The following is a 26,339-nucleotide window of genomic DNA, read 5'->3' as shown; positions in this document are numbered from 1 at the left end:
GTCCGTGATGAGGGGTGGCTAGTCGCCACTCATCACGGACTGCACCGAACCGTCCGATGAGAGGTTCACCAGCAGCACGTCGTCGGTGTTGTCCGGGTCGAGAGCGTATTCGAGCACGGCGAACGGCTCTGATCCGCCGTGCTCGTCGGCAAGGATCGTCATGCTCATGAGGCGCATCGAGCGGATGATGTCGACCGCGGGATCCGCGCTGACGTCGACGAGAACCTCTTCGAGTTCGTCACCGTACGCCTCCTGCTGCTGCAGGATGTACTCGGTCACCTCGCTCGCGCGATCATCGACCTCGGCGAGCATCCCGCGTCGCGCCGCGCCATCGACCTCTTCCAGCCCGGAGATGAGGGCAGCGGCGATGTCGAGCGCATCGACCGAGACGTCATCCTGATCAGGCGCGGTGAGATCGACGGTCACCGCCTGGTCGCCCAGCTCCACCGTCTCGGACCAGAAGATCGATCCGTCCGGCCCTGAGGACAGGAGCCCGAAGTAGTCGTGTTCGATCGCCATAACGCTATGAAACCAGTCCCATCACTGCCCGACAAGGGATGCCACGAAGACGTGCGGCGTGAACCCGGTGAGGTCGTCGATTCCCTCACCTTGACCGAGGAGTTTGACGGGGATGCCGGTGCGCTCCTGCACTGCGAGGACGAAGCCGCCCTTCGCTGAGCCGTCGAGTTTCGTGAGCACGAGGCCGGTGACCCCAGCGTGCTCGAGGAAGGCTTCAGCCTGCATCACGCCGTTCTGTCCTGTGGTCGCATCGAGCACCAGCAGCACTTCACTGATCGGGGCCTGCTTCTCGATCACACGCCGGATCTTCGACAGCTCGTCCATGAGCCCGCCCTTGGTGTGCAGGCGGCCTGCAGTGTCGATGATCGCGATCTCGATGCCTTCGCGCTGCGCGTACTCGATGGTCTGGTACGCCACGGATGCCGGATCCTGACCCTCCTGCTGCGGGCGGACGATCGCCGCTCCCCCACGCTGCGCCCAGGTCGCGAGCTGATCGACGGCAGCCGCGCGGAACGTGTCGGCGGCACCGACGACCACGCTGCGCTGGTAACCGCGGAGGAACTTCGTGAACTTGCCAATGGTGGTCGTCTTACCGACACCGTTGACGCCGACGACGAGCACGACGGCAGGACGTTCAGTGAGCTTGAGGGTCGTGTCGAACTTCGCGAAGTGCTCCTCGAGCGTCTCGCGCAGCATGCGCTGCAGATCCTGCGGATCAGTCGTCCGGTAGCGATCGACCTTCTCCCGCAACTCTTCGACGATCCGCTCCGAGATGTCGGGGCCGAAGTCAGCTGTGATCAGCGCAGTCTCGAGGTCTTCCCACGTCGTCTCATCGATCGTGGGCTTGACGAACATGCCGCGCAGCGCGCGACCGAGGGACCAGGACTTCTCCGCCATGCGTCCAGCCTACGGTGCCGGTAGCATCGCGGGATGCAGCCGCTCCCAGCCCCACGTCGAGTGTTCGTCCACGGTGCGGGCAGACGTGGCCAGGATGCCTGGCCGCATTCGGATGCTGTGGACGGAGACTTCGTGAGCTTCGAGTCGGGCTCGCGCATCCAGGATCAGGTGGAGGTGCTGATCGACGCGTACTCGGGTGGTCGCATCCTTCTCCACGCCCACTCGCTCGGTGCTGTTCCGGCCGTGCTGGCGGCTGCATCCGGCCGCCTCGACGTCGACGGGCTGATCCTCGTGGAACCAGCGCTGTACGACATAGCGCGGGGCGAGGTGGCGATCGAACGGCACATCGCAATCGTGACCGAGGCCCGTGCTCGGGCAGAGATCGACGACCTGCAGGGGTTCTGGGCGATCTTCCGGCCGCTCATGTTCGGCGGCGCGTTCGATGCGGGCCGGTGGGACGCGGAGCGCGCGGCTGCTCGTCGGTGGGCCGAAAGCAATGTGCCGTGGGGGCATGGTGTGCGCGGCGGTGTGATCAGCGGCATCCCGACTCTCGTCGCCACGGGCGGGTGGAACGAGGAGTACGAGACGATCGCCCGTGTTCTCAGCGAGCACGGCGGCCGTCACGTCGTGCTGGATGGCGCGAACCACCGCCCGCAGGATCTGCCGGGCTTCGCATCCACCGTCGAGGAGTTCGAGCGCAGCCTCGAGGCTCTCTCGTCTCGCGTGAAGTGAGCACAGCTTCGGATCAGTGTGCATACACGCCGCCGACCGGCGGATGGCCGCGGCGAGTCGCGCCTCGGATCCGAAGCTGTGCGCGGTCGGCGGCCGGATTCAGCTCGCTGCCGCGGCCCGGTCGCCCACGCGCTGGCCGACCACCGCAGAGACACCGTCCTGGCGCATCGACACTCCGTACAGCGCATCGGCGATCTCCATGGTGCGCTTCTGGTGGGTGATGACCAGCAACTGTGAGCTCTCGCGCAACTGTTCGAACACTGTCAGCAGTCGGCCGAGGTTCGCGTCATCGAGTGCCGCCTCCACCTCGTCGAGGATGTAGAACGGACTGGGCCTGGCCTTGAAGATCGCTACCAGGAGTGCGACGGCGGCGAGCGACCGCTCTCCACCGGACAGCAGTGAGAGCCGCTCGATCTTCTTGCCGACGGGCCGCACCGACACCTCTATGCCCGTCGTGAGCATGTTCTCCGGGTCGGTGAGCGAGATACTTCCGGATCCGCCGGGGAACAGCAGAGGGAACACCTCGCCGAACGCGCGCTGCGTGTCCTCGAACGCACTGGCGAAGATCGTCTGCATCCGCTCGTCGAGATCAGCGATGATCGTGAGCAGGTCCTGTCGCGTCTGGGTGAGGTCGGCGAGTTGCTCGGTGAGGAAGGCATGCCGCTGCTCGAGAGCGGCGAACTCTTCCAGAGCGAGCGGGTTGACACGGCCCAGCTGCGCGAGCTTTCGCTCGGACTCGGCGAGGCGGCGCTCCTGCATACGGCGGTCGTAAGGGATGGCAGTCGGATCGATGTCGTCGATCGCTTCGGGATCGGCCGGCGCCAGCGGATCGCGCGGCACCGGCTGGTCAGGACCATATTCCGCAACAAGAATATCTTCATCGAGCGCCAGTTCGGATGCTACACGCTCCAGCAGGCTCGTCAGATGCAACTTCTTCTCGTGGATCTGCAGCTCGAGCCCGTGCACGCTCTCCGTGAGCCCGGCCAGCCGCTCGCGCAGTGAGCTCTCCTGCACGCGGAGCGCCGTGAGTTCCTCGTTCTGGGCCGAACGCGCGTTCTCCGCTTCAGAGAGACTGACCCGTGCTTCCGTGACCGAGCGGTCGAGGGAGTCGAGGATGCGTGGCAGCTCTGCGGCGACAGCGGCCGCCGCCTCACGCTGCGCACGTCGGATCACGGCACGACGAGCCGCTTCGGCCGCGGCATCCCGCTCCTGCTCGCGCTGACGCTCCAAACTCGCGACGCGGGCCTGTGCCGCACGCACGCGCTCTCGCAGCGTCTCGATCTCCAAGCGGGCACGCACCTCGCCTTCGCGGGCGGACTCGAGCGTCTCGAGCAGACCATCACGCGCCGACGCGTCGAGCACCGGTCGGGGTGTCGCCTGAGCCTCCTCCAGTGCCGCAGTGGCCGCGATCGATGCGGTCTCGGCGTCGACGACAGCGGTCTGCGCCTGTGCGACACCCGCTTCAAGCCGCTCGCACTCGGCAACGGCAGATTCGTGTCGCACAGTGACGCGGTTCAGCTGCTCGGCATGCGTCGCCAGCGCAGCATCATGCTCCCGCAGCGCGCGAAGTGATTCCTTCGCCTGGCGGCGGGTGACTTCCACGCGTTCAGCCGCGTCCTCACGCGCCTCACGCAGTGAATCCACGATCACGCGGACCTCGTCGAGGCGTTCCCTGGCTGCATCGCGCTCAGCTGTGAGCTCGAGCCTGGACCGTTCGCCGCCGGAACCCGTACGCAGCGTCTGGGCGGTGACCACGTCACCGCCGGTAGTCACGATCGTGACGGCGGTGTCCTCGAGTGCATCCAGAGCAGCGCGTGCGCGACGAGCAGCCGAAAGGTCGTCGGCGACGAGCACGTACGAGAGCACGCCGAGCACACCGTCCGGTGCAGTGACGACGTCGGTCGCCCGCGTCACGCCTTCGATCGAGGGAAGATCCGGAGTCGATCGCAGCGTGTCGGCAAGCACGAAATCGATGATCCCGCGCTGCTGTTGCGCAGAGTCCTCAGCAAGCGCGAAAGCGGCAGCCGCATCGTCGACGAGTACGCCTTCTGCGAGTGGTCCCAGCGCCGCGGCGATCGCTGCTTCGTAGCCGGCCGTGACCTGCACGGCATCGCCGACGAGACCCCTGACACCCGCGGCACCGGACTTGACGACCTCGGCAGCTCCGCCGGACAGCGACAGCGCGCTGCTCAGCGCCGATGCCTTCGCCGTCAACGACTCCGACTCACGCTCTGCGGTGTGCAGCCGCTCCCGCAGCGCCTCGAGCTCGGTCTCGGCAGTCGTCGCCTCGCGCTGAGCGGTCTCATATGCTGCGGCATGTTCGGCGGCGGTGCCTTCCGGCGCCTCGGCGTCGTCGATCTGCTCCAACGCATCTGCAGCCTCGCGTCTGCGTTCGTTGGCCGCCTCCAGCGCGGTCTCCTGACGCAGCACCGCACCGCGCACCGCAGCGAGAGCGGATGCGGCGGCTTCGGCAGTGCCGCGCAGCGCCGTCAACCGCATGTCGTGCTGCGAGACGAGCGCGCTCTGCTCGGCGATGTCGACGTCGAGCGTGTCGAGCTCGGCCCGCGCATCCACAACCTCGCGGCTGGCTGACACCGCGGCATCCTGCGCGTCACCGAGTCCGGCGGAGATCTGCGTGATCTCGTCCTTCGCCTCGTCGATCGTCGCCTGCGTCACGGTCACCGAGGTGACGGCCGCATCGTCCTCCTCGGAACCGAGCAGGGCCAGCCGCTGGTTCGCGAGCGTGTAGAGCGAGCGCATGCGCTCCTGGGCCTGTTCGAGCCCGAACGTCACTCGGCGCGCCTCGTCGACGCCCGCCGAGTTCTGATCGGCTTCGAGCTTCGCGATGCCGGCCCGAACGGTAGCAGCCTGATCCGTCAACACGAGGCGCTCGGTGTGACGTTCCTGCTCGGTGCGCGTATGGTCAGCGAGGGCCGTACGCAGCGCGACGACGTCATCCGCGAAGATGCGCGCTTTGGCATCGCGCACGACGGCGGCGATCGTCTGCGCCTCGCGGGCGATCTCGGCCTGCCGCCCCAGTGGCTTCAGCTGGCGCCGGATCTCACCGGCGAGGTCGCTGAGTCGCGTGAGATTGGCCTCCATCGCGTCAAGCTTTCGGAGCGTCTTCTCCTTGCGGCGACGATGCTTGAGAATACCGGCGGCCTCTTCGATGAAGCCACGGCGGTCTTCGGGTGAGGCCTGCAGAACGGTGTCGAGACGCCCCTGACCGACGATCACATGCATCTCACGGCCGAGGCCGGAGTCGCTGAGCAGCTCCTGCACATCCAGCAGGCGACAGCTGGAGCCGTTGATCGCATACTCGCTGGAGCCGTTGCGGAAAAGTGTGCGGCTGATCGTCACCTCGGCGAACTCGATCGGCAGCGCGCCGTCGCTGTTGTCGATCGTCAGCTGCACCTCGGCGCGACCGAGCGGGCCGCGCGTCGAGGTACCGGCGAAGATGACGTCCTCCATCTTCCCGCCGCGGAGCGTCTTCGCCCCCTGCTCCCCCATCACCCAGGCGAGACCGTCGACGACGTTCGACTTACCGGAGCCGTTCGGACCGACGATGCAGGTGACCCCGGGTTCGAAGACGAAGCTCGTCGGTTGCGCGAACGACTTGAAGCCCTTGAGGGTCAGGCTCTTCAGATGCATGCGGGCACCGCTCGTCCGGGGAGAATCACGCCTCCACGCTACCGAAATGACGGCAGAACTCCGGCATCCCGCGCGGCGCACCAGCCGATCGAAGTGCGCGGCGACACGCCGAGGGAACCACCGATGCTTGACGTTCACACCATTTCCCCAGTAACTTGTCAAACCGGAACGCACACGAAAGGAGGACGCCCATGATCACCACGCATAACAACGCAGCCGGCTACACGCTCGGCGCGACGCGTATCGCGGATCAGCTGTCCTCTTCGTTCGGCAGCTTCCGCACTGCGCTGTCGTAGAACCGCAGCCCGAGATCCGTCGCCCTGAGGGGCGCAGCCCCGAGTGGGCGCTCTCCGCCGGTTCCCTCCGCTGACACGTCGGTTCCTCACCGCCGTCACGCTTCGGCCGAAGTCTTCGGCTCTAGCCCCTCCCTGGCGACGTCTCTCATCCGAGACGATTCGCCTCGCGCGCCACCGACGCATCGGCGTCGGTGCACCCCCGCAGGAAATCAACAAGAAACGAGCACTCTCGTGAGTAACGACACGCTGCTTCGCAGCACCGCCCATCCCCCATGTCCCGAGGACCAGGAGATCCTCGAAGTCACCGTTCCGACCGATCGGAAAGAGCTCGCTCTCACGGATCGGATATCCGTTCGCCTCGGCCTCTGGCTGCTGATGAGAGCCCAGCGTCCGCGCAAGGCTCCCGCACGCACGATGACGCACGAAGAAGTGATGCGGATGTTCGAGACCACGCACATCAGTGAGCGTGAATCTCTGGCGATCCTCGCCTATCAGGTGCAGCACCACCTGCGCTGATCCACTGCTGACCTGGAGAACCGACATGAACATCCGACTGACCGATACCGCGACGTTGCGTCCGCTCGTGCTTCCCGCACGGGCGGATGCAGCGCCATCGAGTGTCTTCGACGAGTACGTCAATGTACGAAATCGCTCGATCAAAGATGTCACCGGGCGAGACGACGACGAGATGACAGCCCGCGAGCTGCTCCCGGTCCTGCGCTCCAGCGCAGACATGACCAAGCACCAGTGGTACATCACGCTCGATGATGAGATGGTCGGCGTCGCACCGCTGAACATCATGGCCGACGACGGCGGAAGGACCGCGATCCTGATCATCAGCCTGCTGCGGTCCGCCTGGGGGCAAGGACTCGGTGCCGCTGCGCTGCCGCATCTCGAATCGGCTGCACATTCCGCAGGAGTGCGGCGACTGCTGGCATGGGTCGAGCACCCTGCCTCGGACGATGCCCCGCTCACCTCCCCGACCGGCTTCGGCGAGATCCCCACTGATCACGCCGCGCGCTTTCTGCTCCGACACGGATACACCTTGGAACAGGTGGAGCGGGTCAGCACCCTCACCTGGTCCGATCCGCTCGTACAGCGCATTCGCAACCTCCGCGCGAGCGCCGCCGACAAGGCGACCGGATATCGCGTCATCCAATGGACGCTCCCGACACCGAGCGAGCACGTCGCCGGCTACGCCTGGATGAAACAGCACATGTCGACCGACGTACCGGACGCCGATCTCGGGATGCCTGCGGAGAAATGGGACGCGGAGCGCATCGCGCGCCACGATGATCGATATGCCCAACGTGGCAACACGGTGCTGGTGACAGCCGCGCAGCACATCGCCACGGGCGAACTGTGCGCGTACAACGAGCTGTCGATCGGCGGGGACCCGACCACCGTGTCCCACCAGGAAGACACCCTGGTGCTGTCGTCTCACCGCGGTAACCGCCTCGGGATGCTGGTGAAGACGGCAGGACTGCTCACCTGGCGCGAGCAGCACCCCGACTCGCCGACCGTGATCACGTACAACGCGGAAGAGAACCGTCCCATGCTGGACATCAACGAGGCGATCGGGTTCGCCCCGATCGCCTACGAAGGCGCCTGGAAGAAGGAACTGGAATGAGCGAGATCATCATCAACGACCTTGTGGTCCCAGAACGCCTGGACTCTGCGGAGGCGGCGGAGTTCCATGCAATGGTGGCGATCGGCAACCGGCAGGCCGAACTGGATGCCGGCATCGACGACCTCGCGGAGACGGCTGAGGAGCTGCTCCCCTCATGGCGCGATCAGACCGATCGGAGCCAGCGTGGATTCATCGCCCGCAGAGACGGAGTCATCGTCGGCGCTGCATATCTGTCCACCGCCAACGATGAGCGCGCCACATCGGGAGATATGGGCGTCATGGTCACGCCTCCGCACTGGGGCACCGGGGTCGAGCAGGCGCTCCTGGATCGGGTCGAGCGGACCGCGCGCGAACTCGGGCGCACGAGCGTGCAGTCCTGGACGCTGCATCCGGCTGCCTCGAGTGAGCGGATGCTGACACCCACCACCGCTTGGGGGCGCGTCGCGACAACCGGGCTCAGCGAGCTCCTGCTCACCAACGGCTATGTTCTCGAGCAGGTCGAGCGAAACAGCGTTCTGCCGCTGGACGGACCCCTGACGCTGGCCGAGGAGAGTCTGAGCGCGTCCGTTGCATTCGCTGGAGACGACTATCGCATCGTGTCGTGGACCCTGCCGACCCCTGCGCATCTTCGCGAAGGATACGCCGACGTCATCTCGAGAATGGCGACGGACGTGCCAAGCGGCGATCTCGAGATCGACGAGGAGGTCTGGGACGCCGCTCGCGTCGTCCGCCATGATCAGAACATCATCGCCGGAGGACAGCTCCTCTCGGTCGCAGCGGTAGAGCATGTTCCCACCGGAAAGCTGGTGGCGTTCAACGAACTGGTGATCGGAGCGGACCACTCCGGCGTCACCCATCAGTTCGGCACACTCGTCGTCGAGGAGCACCGCGGAAAGCGGTTGGGCACGATCGTGAAATGCGCGAATCTGCTCCGCTGGCGCGAGATCGCGCCGGACTCGCCGAAGATCTCGACCTTCAACGCCGAGGAGAATCGCGCGATGCTGGACATCAACGAGGCGATCGGGTTCGTGCCGGCCTCGTATGCTGGCGGCTGGCAGAAGAAGCTCGGCTGAACGACGGAGCGGTCGGTCGGTCGAAGATCATCCTCAAGGTGTATCTCCGGCCGATCGGGTTCGTTCTGCAGACCGACGACACGACGGGAGTCGACGGCGAGGCTGAGGGTATGAACACTCCTGTCCTCCACGCGCAGTCACTGACCAAGACGTTCGGCACCACCACAGCCCTCGCGGGCGTCGATCTGATCGTCGGACGGGGTGAATCCGTCGCCATCATGGGTGCATCGGGTTCAGGCAAGACGACGCTCCTGCATGTGCTGGCCGGCATCATCGCGCCCGACACAGGCAGCGTGATCTATTCATCCGCGACCGCGGCTCCGATCGACGTCACGTCGAAGAACGAGCGCGAGAGATCACGGTTGCGGCGTGAGTCGTTCGGTTTCGTGTTCCAGCAAGGACTGCTGATCCCGGAGCTCACCGCGATCGAGAACATCGCGCTCGCGCTCATGATCAACGGCACCCCGCGCCGCGCCGCCCTGGAGCACGCGGCCGGATGGATGGCATCTCTCGGTCTCACAGGCATGGAGGAGCGCCGCATCGGTGAGCTCTCCGGCGGCCAGGCACAACGCGTCGCCATTGCTCGGGCCCAGGTCACCGGTGCCGAGCTCGTGTTCGCCGACGAACCGACGGGCGCGCTCGATTCCCAGACATCCGGAGAGGTCATGGACGCACTGCTGTGGTCGACCACGGGGCAGGGGCGCACGCTGCTGGTGGTCACCCACGACAGCGAGGTCGCTGCGCGATGCTCTCGTACCGTGCAGGTGCGCGACGGCCACGTCGTCAGCACTGAGGTCTCCGCATGAACGCCCGTGTACTCGCCCTGCTGCTGCGCCCGGCTCCCGGTCAGAGCGGCGTCCTGGCGTTGCCTGCGATCGCATTCGCCCTGGTGACGGCGCTCGTGCTCACCGTGGTGGGTGGAGCGCAGGACTTCTGGAGCTGGACGGATGCCGAGGCAGGACTGTATCAGGCTCTTGCTGCCATTGCGCTCGTGCTTCTGGTCGTGCCCCTGGCGAATCTCGGTGGTGCGGCCGCACGCCTCTCAGCCCGCAGGCGCGACGAACGGCTGTCGACGCTGCGCCTGCTGGGCGTATCGCCTGCCGGTGTGACGGCGGCGACGGTGATCGAGTCGACGGCTGTGGCCGTGGTCGGGTCTCTCGTCGGAGTACTCGGGTATCTCGCGATGGTTCCGCTGATCGGCCTCATCCCGTTCCGGGGCGCACCCCTGGGCGCTGAGGCGATCATGCTCGTCCCTCTCAGTATCCTGTCGGTCGTCGCAGGCGTCGTGCTGCTCGCCGGTGTGAGCGCCGTCGTCGGTCTCCGTCAGGTCGTTATCTCGCCGTTGGGCGTGCGGATGCGTGCAACCGTGCCGCGAGTGCACTGGATCCGTGCTGTGCTGGCGGCGGTGTTCATCGTCGGCGCATTCGGATTCGTGCAGGTCTTCCCCGGCACGACAGGACTTGTCATCACCATCGTCGTTCTCGCCGGCATGTTCGCCGCCGCCCTCGCAGTCCTGAACCTCATCGGACCATGGGCCCTGAAGGTGCATGCGAAGCGCGGACTTCGGCGTGCCGAGCAGCCCGCACGGCTGCTCGCTGCGCGTCTCGTGCTCGATTCACCGAAGGCCGCGTGGCGACAGGTCAGCGGAATCGCCATGGCGAGCTTCATGGCCGTGTTCGCCGGCACCGGCGTCGCACTGATCGATACCATGAGCGGTCCCGAAGCAGCCGCCAACGCGATGCTCGCCGCTGACATCCGCACCGGGCTGATAATCACCCTCGTCGCATCTTTCCTGATGGTCGCCGTCTCCGTCGGCGTGAATCAGGCTTCGGGCATCCTCGATCAGCGCGATCTGCACCGCAGCCTTCATTTCCTCGGCGTTCCGTTCGAGACCGTCGACGGCGCACGCACCCGCGCGGTCATGGCTCCGCTGCTGTTCACCGCGATCGGATCCGCTCTGTGCGCGGCAGTGCTGGTTTTCCCGCTCGTGGGCATCGCGGTGATCATCGCTCCGCTGTCGCTGCTGACGATCGTCGGGGTGGTCGCATTCGGCATCGCGCTCGTCTGGCTGGGCGTCCGGGTGACTCGCCCACTGCTGGGCAAGGCATTTCAGCCCGCCTGAGGCGCTGGGAACGATCGTCACCAGCCACATTGCTCGCCCCTGTGAGCGTGCATGAGATCACTCGTCGGCGAGGAACTCTTCGATCGCATCGATCGTCGTCGCGTTGTCGTGGTGCATGATGGCCCGAATGCCGACGGCGTGCGCCGCCTGCACATTCTGCAGGTTGTCATCGATGAACAGCACGCGGTCGGCCGTCGTACCCATCCGGTCGAGCGCCAGCTCGAAGGCGCGGGCTTCGGGCTTGAGCACGCCCTGCTCGTGGCTGTAGCAGATGGGGGCGAAGATCTGAGACAAGCCGAAGCGTCGTTCCTCCTCTTCCCGTGCCCCGTCGCCTGAGTTCGAGAGGATCGCCAGCCCGGAGCGTCCACGCAAAGATCGGGCATGATCGAGCAGCTCTGAGTTCTCAGCACCGCAGTAGGCGTCCCACAACTCCGTCTGCATCGACTCGACGTCAGCATCGGAGAGGCCCAGCGCATCGGCGACGCCCCGCCAATGCTGATCGACCACGCCGGAGTTCACGGTGGTGTCCGGCAGATCGGCTGCCGCCAGCTTCGCGTCATACTCCTCGGGCAGTAGTCCGAAACGGGTCGACCAACGGGTCCGCAACTCGGCCGGCCAGGAATGATCGTCGACGATCTCGATGACGCCGCCGATGTCGTAGAGGATCCACTTCATCAGGGAAGGTTATCGCGCGATGCGCTGACACCTCGGACAGAAGTGGCTAGAACGGTTCATGAAGGCTTCGCGGTGGATCGGACTGCGCTCGTGCGCGTGCGCGTGGCCAGGATGAGCGTCTCATGCGCGCGAGTCCGCGCCAGCCTCAGGATCGCTGTGCTGGCCTACGAGTCCGAGCTCGTGGCCGAGGAGAACCGCGTGTACGCGGTCGCGCAGTCCGAGTTTCGCGAAGATCGAGTTGATGTGGGACTTGACGGTCGACGATGCGAGTACGAGTTCGGTGCTGATCTCGGAGTTGGTGAGGCCACGGATGATGGCAGTGAAGATATCTCGCTCGCGCGGGCTGAGCACGTCGAGCCTGCCGCTCCGCTCGCCCATCGCGCCATGATTCTGCTTCAGCGGCGACGCGGGTCGGAGGTAGTGCTCGATGAGCTTCGCGGTAAGGCGCGGGGAGACGACCGCTGATCCGGATGCGACTGTCTTGACCGCGTCGATGAGCGACGCAGGTTTCGTGCTCTTCAGCAGGAAGGCGCTTGCTCCCGCTTTGAGGCTGCCGAAGGCATATTCGTCGAGATCGAAGGTGGTGAGTACGATGACGCGCGTCGCGGGGTGGGTCTCGGCGATGATCCGAGTGGCTTCGAGGCCGTTCATCACGGGCATCCGGATGTCCATGAGAACGATGCCAGGAAGGGTGTCGGAAACGATACTGATGGCTTCGACACCGTTTCCGGCTTCGCCTACGACCTCGATCTCGTCGTCGGAGTCGAGGATCAATGCGTTACCGGCCCGTTCGAGGGGCTGGTCATCGACGACGGCCACGCGGATCCGCGTGGGAGGCTGGCCAGTCACGCTGCTCTCCCGTTCACGGGAATAGTCACGCGGGTGCGCCACCCGTGGCCTGGGGCGTCGTCACGGGTGGGAATGGGGCCGGCGGAGACTTCGCCGCCGAAGGTGGCCGCGCGTTCACGCATCGCTCTCAGCCCGACACCGGCCCCGACGCTCGGTCCCGGTTTCGGGCCGCGGCCGTTGTCGGTCACTGCGACCGTGATCTGCCGCGCGTCGTGCGTGATCTCAACCTCGATATGGGTGGCCCCGTATGCGTGGCGGAGGGCGTTGGTGAGCGTTTCCTGGACAATCCGATAGACGGTGGTCTGGAGCACCGGATCCTCGGACTTCCCGAGCGGGGCAGCGTCACGGTCAACTGTGAGAGTGACCGGGAGTCCCGCTGTCCTGAAGACCTCGACTAATTCGTCAAGGGACGGGAGGTTGTGGCCCGATGACTCTAGGTTCCGGTCCAGGTCCGTGTCGTGTTCGCGGAGGACGCGGAGGATGCGCTGCATCTCTTCGAGCGTATGCGCGCCGACGTTGCCGAGCTGGTCGAGCGCGTTCCGCGCGCGCTCGGGGTGCTTCTCCCAGCCGGCCGAAGCGCCGCCGGCGAGGGCGATCATGACGGTGACGGAGTGCGCAACGACATCGTGCATCTCCGCAGTGATGCGTGCCCTTTCTGCGGCTGCAGCGCGATCCTCGCGAAGCGTGACGAGTTCCTCGATCGCTGCGCGGCGGGAGCGGCTCGCGCGCACGGCGATACCGAGGGCGATCGCGATAAGGGACCCCGGCTGGAAGAGCAGGCTCGGGAAGTTCTCTCGGAGTCCGAAGAGGATTGCGACGCCTGCTGTCGCCAGGACCGCGCCCTCGCTGAGGAGGTAGCCGATGAGCGCCGTGCGGAGGCGGGAGTGATTCGCGAGGGCGAAGAGGGCGAAGAAGCTCTCGAAGAATGCGGTCGTCATGCCGTTCGCGGAGATCGGGTTGAGCGTCGCGAGCGAGACGACGACGAGGAGCACGGCGAGCGGATGGGAGCGTCGCCACCAGAACGCGATCGCGACTCCGGCGGCGCACAGGTAACCGAGCCATGCGCGTTCCGGCGCCGCGAGAATCAGCGCCGCGAGAGTCGGGACCGTGCACGCGAGGATCACGAGCACGTCGCCGATGCGCGGGCGTTCGGTGAACCAGCGCACGACGCGCGGCCGTTGGAGCACGGGCTCGCTGAGCTTACGAGTGACGTCCGTCATCTTCCCCCTCTCCTCTCCAGGGTCGCGCATCTCGACGTTATGCGCGCGCGGGGCCGCGGGACCACCACCCACGGGTGGATATTGAGCGGTCGAGGAGGTCCGGGAGTTCGACCCGTGGTTGGTATCGGCGGATCGGCACTGATTTCTAGCGTGGACAGTGCCGTTGAATGACCACCCAGACCGTTGGAGAGAACCTCAGATGAGCACTGTCACCCGTCTCGATCCCGCCGATGCGAAGAACTCATCGAGGTGGCTGCTCCGTGCTCAGGGTGTGGGAAAGTCGTTCGGGCAGACCCAGGCGCTCATCGATGCCGACCTTCTCATCGCTCCGGGCGAATCGGTTGCGATCATGGGTCCGAGCGGTTCGGGAAAGTCCACGCTGCTGCATGTGCTCGCCAGCATCCTCCCTGCGGACAGCGGCACGGTGATCGTGCGCCGTCCCGACGGCAGCGGCTACGATGACCTGGCCGCGCTGTCAGAGGATGCACGCTCGTCGTTCCGGCTACGGCGATTCGGATTCGTGTTCCAGCAAGGGATGCTGCTGACTGAGCTCACCGCCACAGAGAACGTCGCCCTGCCGCTACTGCTCGCGGGTATCTCCCGGACCGAAGCGGGCGGGCGCGCCGATGCGGAGCTGCGCAGGCTGGGTCTCGCGGGACTTGGGGATCGACGCATCGGACAGCTCTCGGGCGGGCAGGCCCAGCGCGTCGCGATCGCCCGCGCCCTCGTCACGGGCCCGAGCCTGATCTTCGCCGACGAGCCGACGGGCGCTCTCGATTCCCATACCGCTGATGAAGTGCTCGACGCCCTACTCGAAACCGGGTGCAGCGTCGACCGCGCACTGATGATCGTCACGCACGATACGCACGTCGCCTCGCGCTGCGACCGGATCATCCGGCTGCGCGATGGCCGGATCGAGGCGGACGCATGAACCCGTATGCCGTGCTTCTCCTGAGTCGTCCGCGCCGGGCGTCCGCGACCATCACCGGATTGCAGATCGCCGCATCCGGCGTCACGACCCTGCTGACCTTCGCCGTCGCGATGCTCGCCGTCGCGTTCTGGAACGCGCCCACCGATGAGATCGGCTACCAGGTGCTCGCGTTCGGGCTGGTCGGCCTGCTGCTCGTCCCGTTGATCACGCTCGGCACCGCGACGGCGAGGCTCGCCGCCCGCAGCCGCGACGACCGCCTGGCCACCCTAAGACTGCTCGGCCTCACCTCAGGTCGGGTACGTCGAATCGCCGTCGCCGAGGTCACGGTCATCGCCGCCATCGGCGTCCTCATCGGTACCGCCTTCTCCGCCGCGCTGCCATTCACACTGTCTCTGCTCACCGTGCACGGCCAGCAACTGCAGGCATCGGAGTTGTGGCTGCCCTGGTGGCTGACCGCGACGATCCCGCCCGTTCTCGTGATCATCGCCGCGCTCAGCGCGCTCCTGGGTCTGCGCCGCGTCGTGCTCGCCCCGCTCGGGGTGCGCACCCGGCAGGACGCGCCGCGGATGAGCTGGTTCCGCGTCGTGATCGGACTCGTCGTGATCGGTGCGGCGGTGCTCGTCACGCAGCTGATGTCGCCGGGGTGGGGCGTGATCGTCCTCCTCGGCGCGCTCACAGCTGTCGTGCTCGCCGTGATGGCGGTACTGGGTGTCGTCGGTCCCTTCGCCGTTGCGTTCGTTTCGCGGCGAGCGGCTGCACGCACCTCCGACCCGGCGAGGCTAGTGGCCGCCCGCGGGATCCAGGACGACCCGCGAGCGGCCTGGCGCAGCGTGTCGTCTCTGGCGCTCGCGACGTTCATCCTGATCCCTGCCGGCTCACTGCTCGGCTACCTCGACACGATCAGCCGGAGCGCGAGCCGCGAGATCATGACGGCAGACCAACTCGTGCTGTTCGCCGACGCCCGCACCATGCTGGTTGCACTCGCCGCCATCTCGTTCCTTGTAGTCGCCTGCCAGACCGCGATCACCCAGACCGCCGCGATCCTGGAGAACCGCGACCTGCACGTCGCACTCGACCGGACCGGCATGCCGCGTGCGGGCCTCAACCGAACGCGTCTGCTGCGGGTCACCGGCCCGGCGAACATCGCCGTCATCGGTGCCGCCGCCGCATCGACCGCCGTCACTTTTCCCATCATCGCCACCGCGGCGGTCGTCGCCCCACTGTTCACCGTGGCCATCATCATCGTGCTCCTGCTCGGCCTGCTCCTGGTCCGGGCCGGCGTCACCCTGACCGGACCAGTGCTGAAGCGTGTGCTCGAGGCACCCGCACGGGGCGAATGACATGACCGCCTCGTTCTTCGTCGGGCTCGCCGTCGCCTTCGGCGGTGCCCTGCTGCTCGCGGCCGGTTCCGAACTGCAGTCGCGTGCGGTCTACCGGGCCGGTGGTCGGTGGCGCTCCTTCCTCGTCTCGCCGCGTTGGCTGCTCGGCCTGCTCCTGCTGGGCATCGCGGTGTCGACGAACTTCATCGCGCTCGCCCTCACGCCCGTCAGCGCCGTACAGTCGATGAGCGTGGTCGCCCTGGCGGCCTCAGCCGCCTTCGGCAGCCTCACGGGCCGCGTTTCCATGACGCGGACTGGGGTCGTGTCCGTGCTGTCGTGCATCGTCGGCATCCTCGGCTTCATCGCGATCCTCGCCACCCACCCCGCCGAAGACACTCCCGCGCTCGGCCTGCACACCCAGTTCCTGGTCACGACGGCCATCCTCGCCACGCTCACCGTGCTCGGGCTGGTGGCCATCGCCTCTGGCCGGAACACGTCACGTTCCGGTGTGCGCCTGTTCGGTCTGGTGGTCGGCGCGATGGTGTTCGGCAGCATCACCGCCGTCTTCAAGATCCTCGTCACAGGCGTCCTCGAAGACGGGGTGACCACCGTGCTGACCGACCCGAACACGTGGCTCGGACTCGGGATCGTCGCAGCCGGCGGCATCATGGCGAACATCCTGCTACAGCGGTCACACCGCTTCTTCCCGGTACCGGTCGTCGTCGCCGCCCTCACGATCGTCGACCCGCTCACCGCAGCCGTCGTCGGGATCACCGTCCTCGGCGAGGCATCCCTCACCCTCTTGCCCGCCGCCGGGCTCGTCGTCTGCGGTGTATTCGCCTGCCTCGGCGTGGCGGGAGTCAGCCGCCTCCACCGCGCAGCAACCACGGATCCGCCATCCGCGGTCCGAGCCGATGAACTTTCGCACAGTTAGGAACCGTCATGCACATCGCCTTCTTCAGTGACCAGCACCCCGCGACACTCGGGGGGCTGCAGGTGTCGCTCGGCTTGCAACGCCAACACCTCGAACACCGCGGACACACCGTCACAGTGTGCGCACCGAAATCCAAACGCACGCCCTCTCCGCGGTACGCGCGGCCCGACGACGTCTCCGTGGGATCGATCCAAGTCGGAGAACACTCGTTCAGCCTCGCCGGTCTCCGGTTCGACGATGCAATCGACCTCGCCTTCGCGCGGAAGCCGTCCGTCGATTGCGTGCACGTCCAGGGCGACGTGTGGGGTGCGTGGAACGGCTACCGGTTCGCAGCCCGCCACGACCTGCCCCTCGTGCACACCATGCACACGAACATCGAAGCCGGACTCCCCGCCATTCTCCCCTTTCCGCGCACCGTGTTCCGGCTGCTGTACGCGGCGCAGCAGCGCTTCCTCGGCGCGCCGACGGTGCGCAGCATCGCCGACTACACCCGAGCGTTCGCCGACCGAGCCGACCTGATCATCGCCCCCAGCACCCACTTCGCCGAACGCCTGCACAGTTACGGCATCGACGAGGAGATCCACGTACTTCCCACAGGAGTCGACGACGCACTACTCAGCATCGTACGTAACACGCCACGCTCTCCCAGAAGCCGACCCGTGCTCCTTTGGCCCGGCCGCGTCAGCCAGGAGAAACGCATTGTCGACTTCTTCGAAGCTTTCGCCCGCGCCGAAGTCAACGCCGACATCCACATCTACGGCGCGGGCAACGACCTCGCCCACGCCCGCAGGAAGACCGTCGAACTCGGCATCGGCTCCGACGTCACCTTCTTCGGAGCCGTGCCGCACCAGAACGTGCTGTGGGCCATGCGCGACGCCGACGCCGTCGTACAGAGCTCGATCAACTACGAGACCCAAGGCCTCACCGTCTACGAAGCCGTCTCCGTCGGCACCCCCGTCATCCTGCGTGATCGGAAAATCGCGCTCGACCTGCCCGCACAGCTTCGCCACACCGCAGCGGACGGGTCAATCGACGCGTTCGCCGCAGCCATCCGCACCTTCGTGCACGACGACCCACGAGCACGACCCAGGTTCGCGCCCTCGGACGAATTCGCGCAGAGCCACCTCACCCTCAAGGCAGAAGCGCTCTACCTCCAGGCACAAGTCATCCATGAACGGCGTCATGCGATCGGCCTGACAAGAGGTGCCCAGTATGCGGCCTGAGCACACCGACGCGCTGCGGATCACTGCTACAGGCTCCCGGACGACAGTGTTCGCCTACGGTGACCCGACCAAGCCGGCAATCCTCGCGGTGCACGGCTTCCGCGGCACCCACTACGGACTGGAACCCGTCGCTCATGCCCTCACACACCTCGGCTATCAGGTGCTAGTGCCCGATCTTCCTGGTGCGGGAGAATCCAGCCCGCTGCTGAGCAGGCATGACACCGTCGGGTACGGCACCTGGCTACGAGATCTCGCGGCCCAACTGCCACAAGTCAGGCTCCTGCTCGGGCACTCGTTCGGCAGCGTGATCGTCGCTTCCGCCATCGCCCAAGGCGCTCAGCACGACGGTGCCGTGCTCGTCAACCCGATCCTGCGGTCCCCGCTCGCGGGACCGCGACGGCTCGCGACCGCAGCAACGCGGGCCTACTTCGCTCTCGCCAGGCGATTACCACGACCCCTCGCGCACCAACTCCTCGCGAGCAAGCTCATCGCCTGCATCGGAGGCACGCTCATGACCAGCACCACCGATCCAACACTCCGGAGGTGGATCCGCGACGAGCACCTACGCCAAGCCGGAGCCTTCGCCTCCCGCGATGTCGTGCTCGAGAGCTTCGCCGCCTCAACCGCAACAACCATCACCGACTTCGCACACCACTTCACAGCACCCACACTGCTCATCGGCGGCGACCGCGACCCGCTCAGCCCCTCGTGGGCGTGCACGGCCGAGGCGACCGGCATCGGATCCGGCACCTTCCACATTCTCGCCGACCGAGGACATCTGCTGCCATACGAGGAAGTTGCGGAGGTGTCGCGCCTCGTCGCCGAGTGGGATGAGAGAAGCGCAGACCGTGATTTCGTGGCCTGAAGCCGTGCCGGGCAGAGCCGTGAAAGGACCTGCGCGAGCGCGCACATATATAGGCCTCACGCTCAATGTCAGATACGTGAACGTCAATGGGAAGAGCAGTTGACCAGGTCCGGCTCCCGCGATCCAACAGCCGAGTCCGTGCGTCCTCAGATCACCAGGGGCATCGAACTCAGTCGACGTCGACCTAGCGTTTTCGCTGGCAGACCAGGCAAAAATGGCTCGAACGGTTCATGAACCGTTCGCGTGCGATAGGGCTGCCGCAGCGCGCGCACGGACGGCCCTCAAGCCCATAGACACGAAGTTGCCGGGAAAAATACCCGGCCTGTCCGTTGACATTCACGTACTGCGCATCGAAGCTCGTGCCACCTTCGGCCAGCGCCTTCTCCAACACCAGACGCACCTCGGAGAGAAGACGTCGCACCGCCTGCGCCGACAGGGCGCGGCCCAGGGACTCCGGATGGATGCGAGCAGCCCACAGCGACTCGTCCGCGTAGATGTTGCCGACGCCGCTGATCAGCGTCTGATCGAGCAGGATGCGCTTGATGGCGCTCGCGCGACGACGCACCGCGGCGATGAATGTCACGTCGTCGAAGGCGGGATCCAGCGGATCTCTTGCAATGTGCTCCACCTGCGAAGGCACCAGGTCGGCTCCGTCTGCGACGAGCGCGTCGACAGCGAGCGATCCGAACGTGCGCTGATCGGCGAAGACGATCGCGAGCTCACCGTGGCGAGGATGCTGGATGCCGAGACGGATGCGCTCGTGACGTTCCGATGGTGCATCGGGATTCCGAAGCAGCAGCTGACCGCTCATGCCGAGATGAGCCGTCAATGCGGCCGCTCCGCCGGAGAGCGGCAGCCACAGGAACTTTCCCCGACGTGACGCACCAGCGACGAGTGCGCCTTCGAGTCTCGCCACGAAGTCGGCGGCGCCCGCCGGGTGCCGTGTGAGTGCGCGCTCGTCGAGCACCGACGCGCTGATGATCGTCGCGCCGATCACGGCAGGTGCGAGGCCGGCACGCACGACCTCGACTTCGGGAAGCTCAGGCACTCTCGCTGAGGAGGCGCCATGCACTGAGAGCGGCAGCCATCTCGGCCGTCTTCTTGCTCGTGCCGTCGCCGGTCATGCTCACATCGCCGACCTCCACCGTGGCGGTGAAGCGACGATCGTGATCGGGCCCGCTCGAGGTCACGGAGTAACTCGGTGGCGTTGAGCCCAGGCGCGCTGCGAGTTCTTGGAGACTCGTCTTGGGATCCATCGCCGCACCGTAGCGCTCGGGGTCCGCCAGCAGCGGCTTCGTCAGCCGCAGCACCAATTCGGTCGCTGCCTCAGGGCCGGCGGAGAGATACGTCGCGCCGAACACGGCTTCCATGGTGTCGGCGAGGATCGAGTCCTTGTCGCGCCCACCGGTCTGCTCTTCGCCACGCCCGAGCAGGAGGTGCTCCCCCAGGCCGATGCCACGGGCGACCTCCGCGAGGGCGACAGTGGAGACCACACTCGCCCTTCGCTTGGCGAGCTGCCCTTCATCGAGCCCGGGATGCGTCGTGAACAGCATGACCGTCACGGCCTGTCCGAGCACCGAATCGCCGAGGAATTCGAGCCTCTCGTTGTGCGGGATCGCCCCGTGCTCGTACGCGTACGAACGATGAGTCAACGCCAACGCAAGCAGCTCAGGGTCGATATCGACCCTGAGCTTCTCGGCGAGAGGTGCCGTCCCCCCTGGGACCCCTGTCACGATCGTGAGACCGTGGTTCAGACGTCAGCGACCTTGCGGCCCTTGTACTCCATGAACAGCTCGGTACCCTGCGAGTCGGTGACGACCTTTGCCTGGTGCGGGCGGCTGTAGACGGTCTTGCCGTTCTCAACGGTCTTGACGAGCGCGATGGGCGCTGCCTTCCACTGCGCGCGGCGCGAGCGGGTGTTGGAACGGGATACCTTGCGCTTCGGGGGGTTACCAGCCATGGCTAACTCTCTTCTGTGTTCTCGGGACCGCGACGGTCTGCCGCGTTCCCCTGGTCTGTGATCTGTTGGAGCGCACTCCACCGAGGATCGATGGGAGCGTCCGGCTCCACTCCGGTGCTTTCGGCCAGCCGCTCACCCGTATTCGGGTCGAGCCCCGGGCAATCCGGCTGACACACCGGCTGAAATGGAAGTGACAATACGGCCGCTTCCCTGACAAGAGTTTCAAGATCCACGTGGTCGTCTTGAACCTCGAAGTCAGTTTCTTCATCACCAGGATACGCGAAAAGCTCCTGGAACTCGACTTCGACAGGCTCGGCGATGTCTTTCAGGCATCTTCCGCAGACACCCTTGTACTCAGCATCTACGGTTCCCGAGGCGAGAATGCCTTCGTGAACCGACTCGAGACGCACATCGACGTCGATCTCCGAGCCTGCTTCGTACGAGACGATGCCCTCACCCCACTGCTCTTTCAGGGTGACGGAGAACTGGTGCTCCCGCATCTCGCCGGGGTGTCGGACGATGTCGCGTACGGGCACCACGAATGGGCCGTTGAGTCGGGTCTTCACGCTTTCATGCTACCCGCGGATGCTGGGAATGGGGCCGCACGTCAGAGGCCGCGTGCTCCGGTATCGAGGAATGCGGCGACCGCGCGCGGTACGAACGGCGTGATGTCGCCGCCCAGACCGGCCACCTGACGCACGAGCGAACTCGACACCATCGCGTGCGAGGGATCCGGCAGCAGGAACACCGTCTCGATGTCGGCGAGGTGGCGGTTCACGATCGCCATAGGCGACTCGTAGGCGACATCGATCTGGGAGCGGATGCCCTTCACGAGTACGCCGGCACCCACATCGCGCGCGTAGTCGACCAGAAGCCCCATGCTCCACGATCCGATGATGATGTTGTCGCCCATGCCGTCTTCCGCGATGGACTGTTCCAGCAACGACAGCCGCTGAGCGATCGGGAGCATCGCCTCTTTGCCAGGATTGTGCACCACGAGCACATGCAGCTCGTCGTACAGCTTCGCCGCTCGACGGATCACATCGAGATGACCCAGAGTGGGCGGGTCGAATGAACCAGGGACAACGGCGATCCGGCTGCTCATGGCACCAGCCTATGGCACACCAGGATCTCAGTTCTTCGCGAGTGCGGCTCGGTCTTCCTCTGTGACGCGGCGGGCGATGACCTCGCGGAGACCTGTGTGCGACGCCAGCTGCGGATCAACGTCGAGGATGTCCTCCGCCAGCTCTCTCGCGCGCGCGATCAGTTTCGAGTCCTTCACGACGCGCAGCAGTTTCAGCGACGACCGCACGCCGGACTGCGTCGACCCGAGCACATCGCCCTCGCCCCGCAGCTCCAGATCGACCTCCGCCAACGCGAAGCCGTCGAGGGTCGCAGCCACCGCCTCGACGCGATCGCGTGCCAATGACCCTTCTTCTGCCTCGGTGACCAGCAAACACAGCCCTGGCACATCGCCACGGCCGACGCGTCCGCGCAACTGGTGCAGCTGCGAGACTCCGAATCGGTCGGCATCGAGCACGATCATCGTGGAGGCGTTCGGAACATCGACACCGACCTCGATCACCGTCGTCGCGATCAACAGATCGATCTCCCCACGCGCGAAGGCCTGCATCACGGCGTCCTTCGTCTCCGACGGCATCTTCCCGTGGAGCACGGCGCGCCGGAGCTTGCCGACGGTCGGATGCGTCTCCAGCGCAGCGTCCAGCTGCACGACGCCCCAGCGCGGGCCGGACGAGCCTTCCTCCGTGGGCACCAGCGCTGCCTGATCCTCCTCACCCGCCGACTTCTTCGTCGTGTCGATGGCCGCGCACACCGCGAACACCTGTCGCTTCTGCGCGATCTCCTCCGCCGCTCTGTCCCACACGCGACGGAACCAATCGGGATGCTCCGCCAGCGGCGCGACGAACGATTCGATGCCAGCCCGCCCGGCCGGCATCGTGCGGATGACCGAAGTGTCCAGGTCGCCGAACACCGTCATCGCGACAGTGCGGGGAATCGGAGTCGCCGTGAGCACGAGAGCGTGCGGGCTGGAGCCCTTCGCGCGCAGCGCCTCTCGCTGCTCGACGCCGAAGCGGTGCTGCTCATCCACGACGACGAGGCCGAGGTCGGCGAATGTCGTCTTCTCCCCCAGCAGAGCGTGCGTGCCCACGACGATGAGCGCTTGGCCGGCAGCGACCCTCAGCGCGGCCTTGCGGCGCGCAGGAGCAGACATCTGGCCGGTGAGCAGGGTCGGCATGAGCAGCGGTGCAAGATCGGGCCCGAGCATCTTCGTGATGGACCGCAGATGCTGGGATGCGAGTACCTCTGTGGGAGCGATCAGTGCAGCCTGCCCGCCGGACTCGGCGACTTGCAGCATGGCGCGCAGAGCGACGAGGGTCTTTCCGGATCCGACCTCACCCTGCACCAGTCGGTTCATCGGCCACGCGCCGGTGAGGTCGTCCGCGATCTGATCTCCGACCGTCCGCTGGTCAGCGGTGAGGGTGTACGGCAGCAATGCGTCGAAGCGCTCGAGCAGTCCGCCCGGCTTCGCCTGGCGCGGCGTGGCGTTCAGTGACCGCACCGCTGCGCGCTGCTGCAGCAGCGCGGTCTGCAGCACAAGGGCCTCGTGCATGCGAAGGGTGCGAACGGCGGGATCGACGTCGTTACGTGCTTGCGGGCGGTGCAACTGCACCAGCGCTGTGCGGGCATCCAGCAGCCCCTCGCGCTTCCGGATCTCGTCCGGAAGCGGATCGGGCACATCGCCGACGTCGGGAAGGACCTTCTCGATCAACTCGCGGAACTGCTGACTCGAGACCGCCGAGGTCGCCGGGTAGATCGGGATCGGCCTGTGCGCGCGATCATCCGCCCTGGCCTGTGCGCTCTCCTCGTCGTCGAAGAGTTCGACCTGCGGGTGAGCGAACTGGGTGGTCTCGTTGTACATGCCGACCTTGCCGGAGAACACTCCACGCCGGCCAGGACGCATCTCATTCGCACGCCACTGCGCCTGCTGGATGTTCTTCGCGAAGAACGTCAGCGAGACCCGACCGTGCTCATCCCCGATGATGACGTCGGTCATGGCGCCGTTGCGATTGCGCATCGCGCGCGCAGACGAGGAGAGCACTTCGGCGACGATCGTCACCGTCTCCCCCACAGGCAGGTCTCGGATCGGAGTGAGCTCCGCAGGATCCGCATAACGGCGGGGATAGTGGCCCAGCATCTCTCCGACCGTCGTCATGCCGAATGCCCGCTCGACCTTCTTGGCCGACGCCGGACCGATCGCCTCGGCGAGACTCGTGTCGAGGGAGAAGGCCATGCCTGAAGTCTAGAGAACGCCGCGGACAGCCATAGGCTGTTCGGGTGACGAGGATCATCGCCGGACGAGCCCGCGGGCTCCGCCTCGACGTACCGGGCAGCGGCACGCGGCCGACCAGCGACCGGGTACGCGAATCGCTCTTCGGTGCCCTGGAGTCGCTCGATGTCATCGCAGGAGCCCGTGTGCTGGATCTGTACGCAGGGTCAGGAGCGCTGGGCCTCGAAGCCCTGAGCCGGGGCGCAGCGAGCGTCGACCTCGTCGAGCGTTCGCGTTCCGCCGCCGCCGTGGTGCGTCGGAACATCGCCACGGTCGCCCGCCCCTTGGGCAACGCCACCGCGCGCGTGCATGAGAGTGCGGTCAGCGCGTTCCTCAAACGCGCGGCAGGTCCGTACGACCTTGTCTTCACCGATCCGCCTTATGACCTGGACGACCAGACCATGGATGCCGATCTGATCGCGCTGGCTCCGCTGCTGTCCGACGACGCAGTGGTCGTGATCGAACGTGCGCGCCGATCCACGCCCCCCGATGCCACGGCAGCCGGACTCGAGGTGTTCCGCGAGAAGTCCTACGGCGACACGGCGATCTGGTGGGCTCAGCCGGCTGTCGAATCCCAATCGCGGTAGGGATCCCAGCCGTCGGAGGAAACAGGCAGACCGTCGCACAGCACTCCGTCTGCGCCGCGCTCGCGTACTGCCCCGATGATGCGGAAGCCAGGTGGGAGTACATCTGAGGGGAACGTGGCGAGCAGGGCGTGATCCTCACCGCCGGCGAGGGCGCGTTCCGGGTGCTCACCGAGAGCGGCGCGCGACAGGTCCAGCGTGACGTCGGATGCTGCTGCGAGACGTCCGGCATCCAACGCGAGACCGTCGGAGATGTCCATCATCGCCGTCGCTGCAGCCACGGATGCCATCACGCCGAGTCCGATCGGCGGCGCTGGGCGCAGCTGCGCTGACAGCGCCGCGCGCTCACCGCTCTCGAGCAGATCCGAGTCGATCGGGACCGGGACACCACCATCACGGAACCGTCCGAACAGCACGGCGAGGCCGTGGGCAGCGTGTCCGAGTTCGCCGGCGACGGCCACGACATCACCAGGGCGTGCACCTGCCCTCGTGACGGGCTCTCTGCCTTCAAGATCGCCCAGCGCCGTGACGGCGATGGTGAGCACGTCGGATACTGTCAGATCTCCCCCGACCACCGCGCACCCGGGGGCCAGCGCCTCACAGGCCTCACGGAACCCGTCGGCGAGCTGCTCCACGAACGACAGCCGGAGATCGCGCGGCACGGCCAGTGCGACCAGAAGCGCCGTGGGTCGCGCGCCCATCGCTGCGACATCCGCCAGATTCACGGCGGCCGACTTCCATCCGAGGTCGTAGCCGGTCGACCAGGCAAGCCGGAAGTCCGGCCCGTGAACCAACGTGTCCGTCGTAGCGACGACAGAGCCCGACGGCGTGGCTATCACGGCGGCGTCATCCCCCGGGCCGAGGATCGCATGCGACGCGGGGGCGGTACGACTGAGGATGGCACGCAGGATCGTGCCTTCTGACACGTCTCCCAGGCGCGGGTCATCGTCTGCTGAACGGGAGGGCATGGTGTCAAAGGTAGCCTGGAATCATGACCCGCCGTCTTGCCGCAGCCGCCCTCCTCCTGCTCGGAACGGCCCTGCTGGGCGGCTGCTCCACCACGGTGCACCTCGAGCCGGCAGACGACGCGAACAACCCGCTGTGCGCCGAAGTCTCAGTCGGCCTGCAGAACGTCGCGAGCATCGCCGACAAGGATCGTCGGTGGACCGACGCGCAGGCGACCGGCGCATGGGGTGACCCCGGGGAGCCCTCGGCGATCATTCTTCGCTGCGGCGTCGCCGTACCGGCTCCCACGAGCGAGCTGCAGTGCGTCACGCTCGAGGGCGTCGATTGGCTCGTGGACGCGTCTGACACTCCGTTCCTTCGACTGACGACCTACGGTCGTGATCCGGCCGTCCAGCTCTACATCGACACGGGTGCGGTCAGTTCGAATGATGTGATCAGCACCCGCACACTTGTCGGGGCCGTCACCGCGATTCCCTCCGATGGCAAGTGCACGGCGCCGGATGAGCTCGATGAGGACGCGCAGGAGCTGCTGGGCTGAATGCCC

The 26,339-nt window shown here is 66.4% G+C and carries 27 protein-coding genes; 13 read left to right on the top strand and 14 right to left on the bottom strand.

The genetic code is table 11. The features are described 5' to 3' along the window. Positions 1 to 18 precede the first annotated feature (18 nt). Both QFZ46_RS17730 and ftsY read right to left on the bottom strand, forming a co-directional pair. Complete coding sequence (locus QFZ46_RS17730) at positions 19 to 519, bottom strand: DUF2004 domain-containing protein (protein WP_307363580.1); 501 nt, start codon at positions 517 to 519, stop codon at positions 19 to 21. Positions 520 to 540: 21 nt separating this feature from the next. Further along, on the bottom strand, positions 541 to 1,416 hold the full coding sequence (ftsY, locus tag QFZ46_RS17725) for a signal recognition particle-docking protein FtsY (protein WP_307363578.1): 876 nt from the start codon (positions 1,414 to 1,416) through the stop codon (positions 541 to 543). Positions 1,417 to 1,449: 33 nt separating this feature from the next. Between ftsY and QFZ46_RS17720 the strand changes: the two genes are divergently transcribed. Continuing rightward, positions 1,450 to 2,148: a hypothetical protein gene (locus QFZ46_RS17720; protein WP_307363576.1), complete on the top strand. Its 699-nt coding sequence runs from the start codon at positions 1,450 to 1,452 to the stop codon at positions 2,146 to 2,148. Between the two features lie 99 nt (positions 2,149 to 2,247). Here QFZ46_RS17720 and smc read toward each other — a convergent pair whose 3' ends face one another. Then, complete coding sequence (gene smc / locus QFZ46_RS17715; RefSeq protein WP_307363574.1) at positions 2,248 to 5,799, bottom strand: chromosome segregation protein SMC; 3,552 nt, start codon at positions 5,797 to 5,799, stop codon at positions 2,248 to 2,250. Positions 5,800 to 6,326: 527 nt separating this feature from the next. On the opposite strand from smc, the gene QFZ46_RS17710 reads away from it, so the two are divergent. The 5 genes from QFZ46_RS17710 to QFZ46_RS17690 all read left to right on the top strand — a co-directional run bounded on the left by QFZ46_RS17710 (position 6,327) and on the right by QFZ46_RS17690 (position 10,920). Then, a complete protein-coding gene (locus QFZ46_RS17710; RefSeq protein ID WP_307363572.1) occupies positions 6,327 to 6,611 on the top strand; it encodes a hypothetical protein in 285 nt (94 codons plus the stop codon). Between the two features lie 25 nt (positions 6,612 to 6,636). Continuing rightward, complete coding sequence (locus QFZ46_RS17705) at positions 6,637 to 7,725, top strand: GNAT family N-acetyltransferase (RefSeq protein ID WP_307363570.1); 1,089 nt, start codon at positions 6,637 to 6,639, stop codon at positions 7,723 to 7,725. Next, entirely contained in the window at positions 7,722 to 8,798 is a 1,077-nt protein-coding gene (locus QFZ46_RS17700) for a GNAT family N-acetyltransferase (RefSeq protein ID WP_307363568.1), read from the top strand. Before QFZ46_RS17705 ends, QFZ46_RS17700 begins: the two co-directional genes overlap by 4 nt. Positions 8,799 to 8,908: 110 nt before the next feature. Then, positions 8,909 to 9,604 carry an ABC transporter ATP-binding protein gene (locus tag QFZ46_RS17695; RefSeq protein ID WP_307363566.1) on the top strand — a complete coding sequence of 232 codons (696 nt, stop codon included), beginning with the start codon at positions 8,909 to 8,911 and terminating at the stop codon, positions 9,602 to 9,604. After that, the gene (locus tag QFZ46_RS17690) at positions 9,601 to 10,920 is read left to right on the top strand and encodes a permease (RefSeq protein ID WP_307363564.1); all 1,320 of its coding nucleotides are present in this window, start codon (positions 9,601 to 9,603) and stop codon (positions 10,918 to 10,920) included. Before QFZ46_RS17695 ends, QFZ46_RS17690 begins: the two co-directional genes overlap by 4 nt. Positions 10,921 to 10,977: 57 nt before the next feature. Here the strand turns inward: QFZ46_RS17690 and QFZ46_RS17685 are convergent, their stop codons facing one another. The 4 genes from QFZ46_RS17685 to QFZ46_RS17675 are packed head-to-tail and all read right to left on the bottom strand — an operon-like array spanning position 10,978 to position 13,664. Next, positions 10,978 to 11,595: an HAD family hydrolase gene (locus QFZ46_RS17685; RefSeq protein WP_307363562.1), complete on the bottom strand. Its 618-nt coding sequence runs from the start codon at positions 11,593 to 11,595 to the stop codon at positions 10,978 to 10,980. Positions 11,596 to 11,604: 9 nt separating this feature from the next. Further along, on the bottom strand, positions 11,605 to 11,673 hold the full coding sequence (locus tag QFZ46_RS20030; protein WP_373457681.1) for a zinc finger domain-containing protein: 69 nt from the start codon (positions 11,671 to 11,673) through the stop codon (positions 11,605 to 11,607). 42 nt (positions 11,674 to 11,715) lie between these two features. Continuing rightward, positions 11,716 to 12,444, bottom strand: a complete 729-nt coding sequence (locus QFZ46_RS17680; RefSeq protein ID WP_307363560.1) for a response regulator — start codon at positions 12,442 to 12,444, stop codon at positions 11,716 to 11,718. Then, on the bottom strand, positions 12,441 to 13,664 hold the full coding sequence (locus tag QFZ46_RS17675; protein ID WP_307363558.1) for a sensor histidine kinase: 1,224 nt from the start codon (positions 13,662 to 13,664) through the stop codon (positions 12,441 to 12,443). Before QFZ46_RS17675 ends, QFZ46_RS17680 begins: the two co-directional genes overlap by 4 nt. A gap of 199 nt (positions 13,665 to 13,863) precedes the next feature. Between QFZ46_RS17675 and QFZ46_RS17670 the strand changes: the two genes are divergently transcribed. Genes QFZ46_RS17670 through QFZ46_RS17650 form a run of 5 tightly spaced genes read left to right on the top strand, consistent with a single transcriptional unit; the run spans position 13,864 to position 18,936 of the window. Next, positions 13,864 to 14,595 (top strand): ABC transporter ATP-binding protein, encoded by a 732-nt coding sequence (locus QFZ46_RS17670; RefSeq protein ID WP_307363556.1) that lies wholly within the window; start codon positions 13,864 to 13,866, stop codon positions 14,593 to 14,595. Further along, a complete protein-coding gene (locus tag QFZ46_RS17665) occupies positions 14,592 to 15,935 on the top strand; it encodes an FtsX-like permease family protein (RefSeq protein ID WP_307363554.1) in 1,344 nt (447 codons plus the stop codon). The genes QFZ46_RS17670 and QFZ46_RS17665 overlap by 4 nt, the downstream gene beginning before the upstream one ends. A 1-nt stretch (position 15,936) precedes the next feature. Continuing rightward, positions 15,937 to 16,848: a hypothetical protein gene (locus QFZ46_RS17660; protein ID WP_307363552.1), complete on the top strand. Its 912-nt coding sequence runs from the start codon at positions 15,937 to 15,939 to the stop codon at positions 16,846 to 16,848. An 8-nt stretch (positions 16,849 to 16,856) separates the two neighbouring features. Further along, positions 16,857 to 18,071 (top strand): glycosyltransferase, encoded by a 1,215-nt coding sequence (locus QFZ46_RS17655; RefSeq protein ID WP_307363550.1) that lies wholly within the window; start codon positions 16,857 to 16,859, stop codon positions 18,069 to 18,071. After that, positions 18,061 to 18,936 (top strand): alpha/beta fold hydrolase, encoded by an 876-nt coding sequence (locus QFZ46_RS17650; RefSeq protein ID WP_307363548.1) that lies wholly within the window; start codon positions 18,061 to 18,063, stop codon positions 18,934 to 18,936. Before QFZ46_RS17655 ends, QFZ46_RS17650 begins: the two co-directional genes overlap by 11 nt. Before the next feature lie 184 nt (positions 18,937 to 19,120). On the opposite strand, the gene mutM is transcribed toward QFZ46_RS17650, so the two are convergent. The 6 genes from mutM to QFZ46_RS17620 all read right to left on the bottom strand — a co-directional run bounded on the left by mutM (position 19,121) and on the right by QFZ46_RS17620 (position 24,209). Beyond that, positions 19,121 to 19,984, bottom strand: coding sequence for a bifunctional DNA-formamidopyrimidine glycosylase/DNA-(apurinic or apyrimidinic site) lyase (gene mutM / locus QFZ46_RS17645; RefSeq protein ID WP_307363547.1), 864 nt, complete (start codon positions 19,982 to 19,984; stop codon positions 19,121 to 19,123). After that, positions 19,977 to 20,669: a ribonuclease III gene (gene rnc, locus QFZ46_RS17640; RefSeq protein ID WP_307363545.1), complete on the bottom strand. Its 693-nt coding sequence runs from the start codon at positions 20,667 to 20,669 to the stop codon at positions 19,977 to 19,979. The genes mutM and rnc overlap by 8 nt, the downstream gene beginning before the upstream one ends. Before the next feature lie 17 nt (positions 20,670 to 20,686). Further along, on the bottom strand, positions 20,687 to 20,896 hold the full coding sequence (gene rpmF / locus QFZ46_RS17635) for a 50S ribosomal protein L32 (RefSeq protein ID WP_033104540.1): 210 nt from the start codon (positions 20,894 to 20,896) through the stop codon (positions 20,687 to 20,689). A gap of 2 nt (positions 20,897 to 20,898) precedes the next feature. After that, positions 20,899 to 21,396 carry a YceD family protein gene (locus QFZ46_RS17630; protein ID WP_307363542.1) on the bottom strand — a complete coding sequence of 166 codons (498 nt, stop codon included), beginning with the start codon at positions 21,394 to 21,396 and terminating at the stop codon, positions 20,899 to 20,901. Between the two features lie 107 nt (positions 21,397 to 21,503). Next, on the bottom strand, positions 21,504 to 22,001 hold the full coding sequence (gene coaD / locus QFZ46_RS17625; protein WP_307363540.1) for a pantetheine-phosphate adenylyltransferase: 498 nt from the start codon (positions 21,999 to 22,001) through the stop codon (positions 21,504 to 21,506). Between the two features lie 27 nt (positions 22,002 to 22,028). Beyond that, positions 22,029 to 24,209, bottom strand: a complete 2,181-nt coding sequence (locus QFZ46_RS17620) for an ATP-dependent DNA helicase RecG (protein WP_307363538.1) — start codon at positions 24,207 to 24,209, stop codon at positions 22,029 to 22,031. 44 nt (positions 24,210 to 24,253) lie between these two features. Between QFZ46_RS17620 and rsmD the strand changes: the two genes are divergently transcribed. Continuing rightward, the gene (gene rsmD / locus QFZ46_RS17615) at positions 24,254 to 24,832 is read left to right on the top strand and encodes a 16S rRNA (guanine(966)-N(2))-methyltransferase RsmD (protein ID WP_307363536.1); all 579 of its coding nucleotides are present in this window, start codon (positions 24,254 to 24,256) and stop codon (positions 24,830 to 24,832) included. Here rsmD and thiL read toward each other — a convergent pair. Further along, positions 24,802 to 25,797: a thiamine-phosphate kinase gene (gene thiL / locus QFZ46_RS17610; RefSeq protein WP_307363534.1), complete on the bottom strand. Its 996-nt coding sequence runs from the start codon at positions 25,795 to 25,797 to the stop codon at positions 24,802 to 24,804. The two genes, rsmD and thiL, sit on opposite strands and share 31 nt — an antisense overlap. 23 nt (positions 25,798 to 25,820) lie before the next feature. On the opposite strand from thiL, the gene QFZ46_RS17605 reads away from it, so the two are divergent. Then, positions 25,821 to 26,333 (top strand): DUF3515 family protein, encoded by a 513-nt coding sequence (locus QFZ46_RS17605; protein ID WP_307363533.1) that lies wholly within the window; start codon positions 25,821 to 25,823, stop codon positions 26,331 to 26,333. Positions 26,334 to 26,339 lie beyond the last annotated feature (6 nt).

The sequence above is a fragment of the Microbacterium murale genome (assembly GCF_030815955.1).
GTDB classification, from domain to species: Bacteria; Actinomycetota; Actinomycetes; order Actinomycetales; family Microbacteriaceae; genus Microbacterium; species Microbacterium murale_A.
Note: the sequence above shows the minus strand (reverse complement) of the source record. Positions and strands in the feature narration are given on the sequence as shown.

Excerpts from the sequence above, each read along its gene's own strand:
- QFZ46_RS17730 (WP_307363580.1), bottom strand. The coding sequence starts at position 519 with ATGGCGATCGAACACGACTACTTCGGGCTCCTGTCCTCAGGGCCGGAC.
- QFZ46_RS17660 (WP_307363552.1), top strand. The coding sequence starts at position 15,937 with ATGACCGCCTCGTTCTTCGTCGGGCTCGCCGTCGCCTTCGGCGGTGCC.
- QFZ46_RS17695 (WP_307363566.1), top strand. The coding sequence starts at position 8,909 with ATGAACACTCCTGTCCTCCACGCGCAGTCACTGACCAAGACGTTCGGC.
- QFZ46_RS17655 (WP_307363550.1), top strand. The coding sequence starts at position 16,857 with ATGCACATCGCCTTCTTCAGTGACCAGCACCCCGCGACACTCGGGGGG.
- rpmF (WP_033104540.1), bottom strand. The coding sequence starts at position 20,896 with ATGGCTGGTAACCCCCCGAAGCGCAAGGTATCCCGTTCCAACACCCGC.
- smc (WP_307363574.1), bottom strand. The coding sequence starts at position 5,799 with ATGCATCTGAAGAGCCTGACCCTCAAGGGCTTCAAGTCGTTCGCGCAA.
- QFZ46_RS17630 (WP_307363542.1), bottom strand. The coding sequence starts at position 21,396 with ATGCGGGAGCACCAGTTCTCCGTCACCCTGAAAGAGCAGTGGGGTGAG.
- thiL (WP_307363534.1), bottom strand. The coding sequence starts at position 25,797 with ATGCCCTCCCGTTCAGCAGACGATGACCCGCGCCTGGGAGACGTGTCA.
- QFZ46_RS17720 (WP_307363576.1), top strand. The coding sequence starts at position 1,450 with ATGCAGCCGCTCCCAGCCCCACGTCGAGTGTTCGTCCACGGTGCGGGC.
- QFZ46_RS17690 (WP_307363564.1), top strand. The coding sequence starts at position 9,601 with ATGAACGCCCGTGTACTCGCCCTGCTGCTGCGCCCGGCTCCCGGTCAG.
- QFZ46_RS17700 (WP_307363568.1), top strand. The coding sequence starts at position 7,722 with ATGAGCGAGATCATCATCAACGACCTTGTGGTCCCAGAACGCCTGGAC.
- QFZ46_RS17685 (WP_307363562.1), bottom strand. The coding sequence starts at position 11,595 with ATGAAGTGGATCCTCTACGACATCGGCGGCGTCATCGAGATCGTCGAC.
- QFZ46_RS17605 (WP_307363533.1), top strand. The coding sequence starts at position 25,821 with ATGACCCGCCGTCTTGCCGCAGCCGCCCTCCTCCTGCTCGGAACGGCC.
- QFZ46_RS17670 (WP_307363556.1), top strand. The coding sequence starts at position 13,864 with ATGAGCACTGTCACCCGTCTCGATCCCGCCGATGCGAAGAACTCATCG.
- QFZ46_RS17620 (WP_307363538.1), bottom strand. The coding sequence starts at position 24,209 with ATGGCCTTCTCCCTCGACACGAGTCTCGCCGAGGCGATCGGTCCGGCG.
- coaD (WP_307363540.1), bottom strand. The coding sequence starts at position 22,001 with ATGAGCAGCCGGATCGCCGTTGTCCCTGGTTCATTCGACCCGCCCACT.
- QFZ46_RS17650 (WP_307363548.1), top strand. The coding sequence starts at position 18,061 with ATGCGGCCTGAGCACACCGACGCGCTGCGGATCACTGCTACAGGCTCC.
- QFZ46_RS17705 (WP_307363570.1), top strand. The coding sequence starts at position 6,637 with ATGAACATCCGACTGACCGATACCGCGACGTTGCGTCCGCTCGTGCTT.
- ftsY (WP_307363578.1), bottom strand. The coding sequence starts at position 1,416 with ATGGCGGAGAAGTCCTGGTCCCTCGGTCGCGCGCTGCGCGGCATGTTC.
- QFZ46_RS17665 (WP_307363554.1), top strand. The coding sequence starts at position 14,592 with ATGAACCCGTATGCCGTGCTTCTCCTGAGTCGTCCGCGCCGGGCGTCC.
- QFZ46_RS17675 (WP_307363558.1), bottom strand. The coding sequence starts at position 13,664 with ATGACGGACGTCACTCGTAAGCTCAGCGAGCCCGTGCTCCAACGGCCG.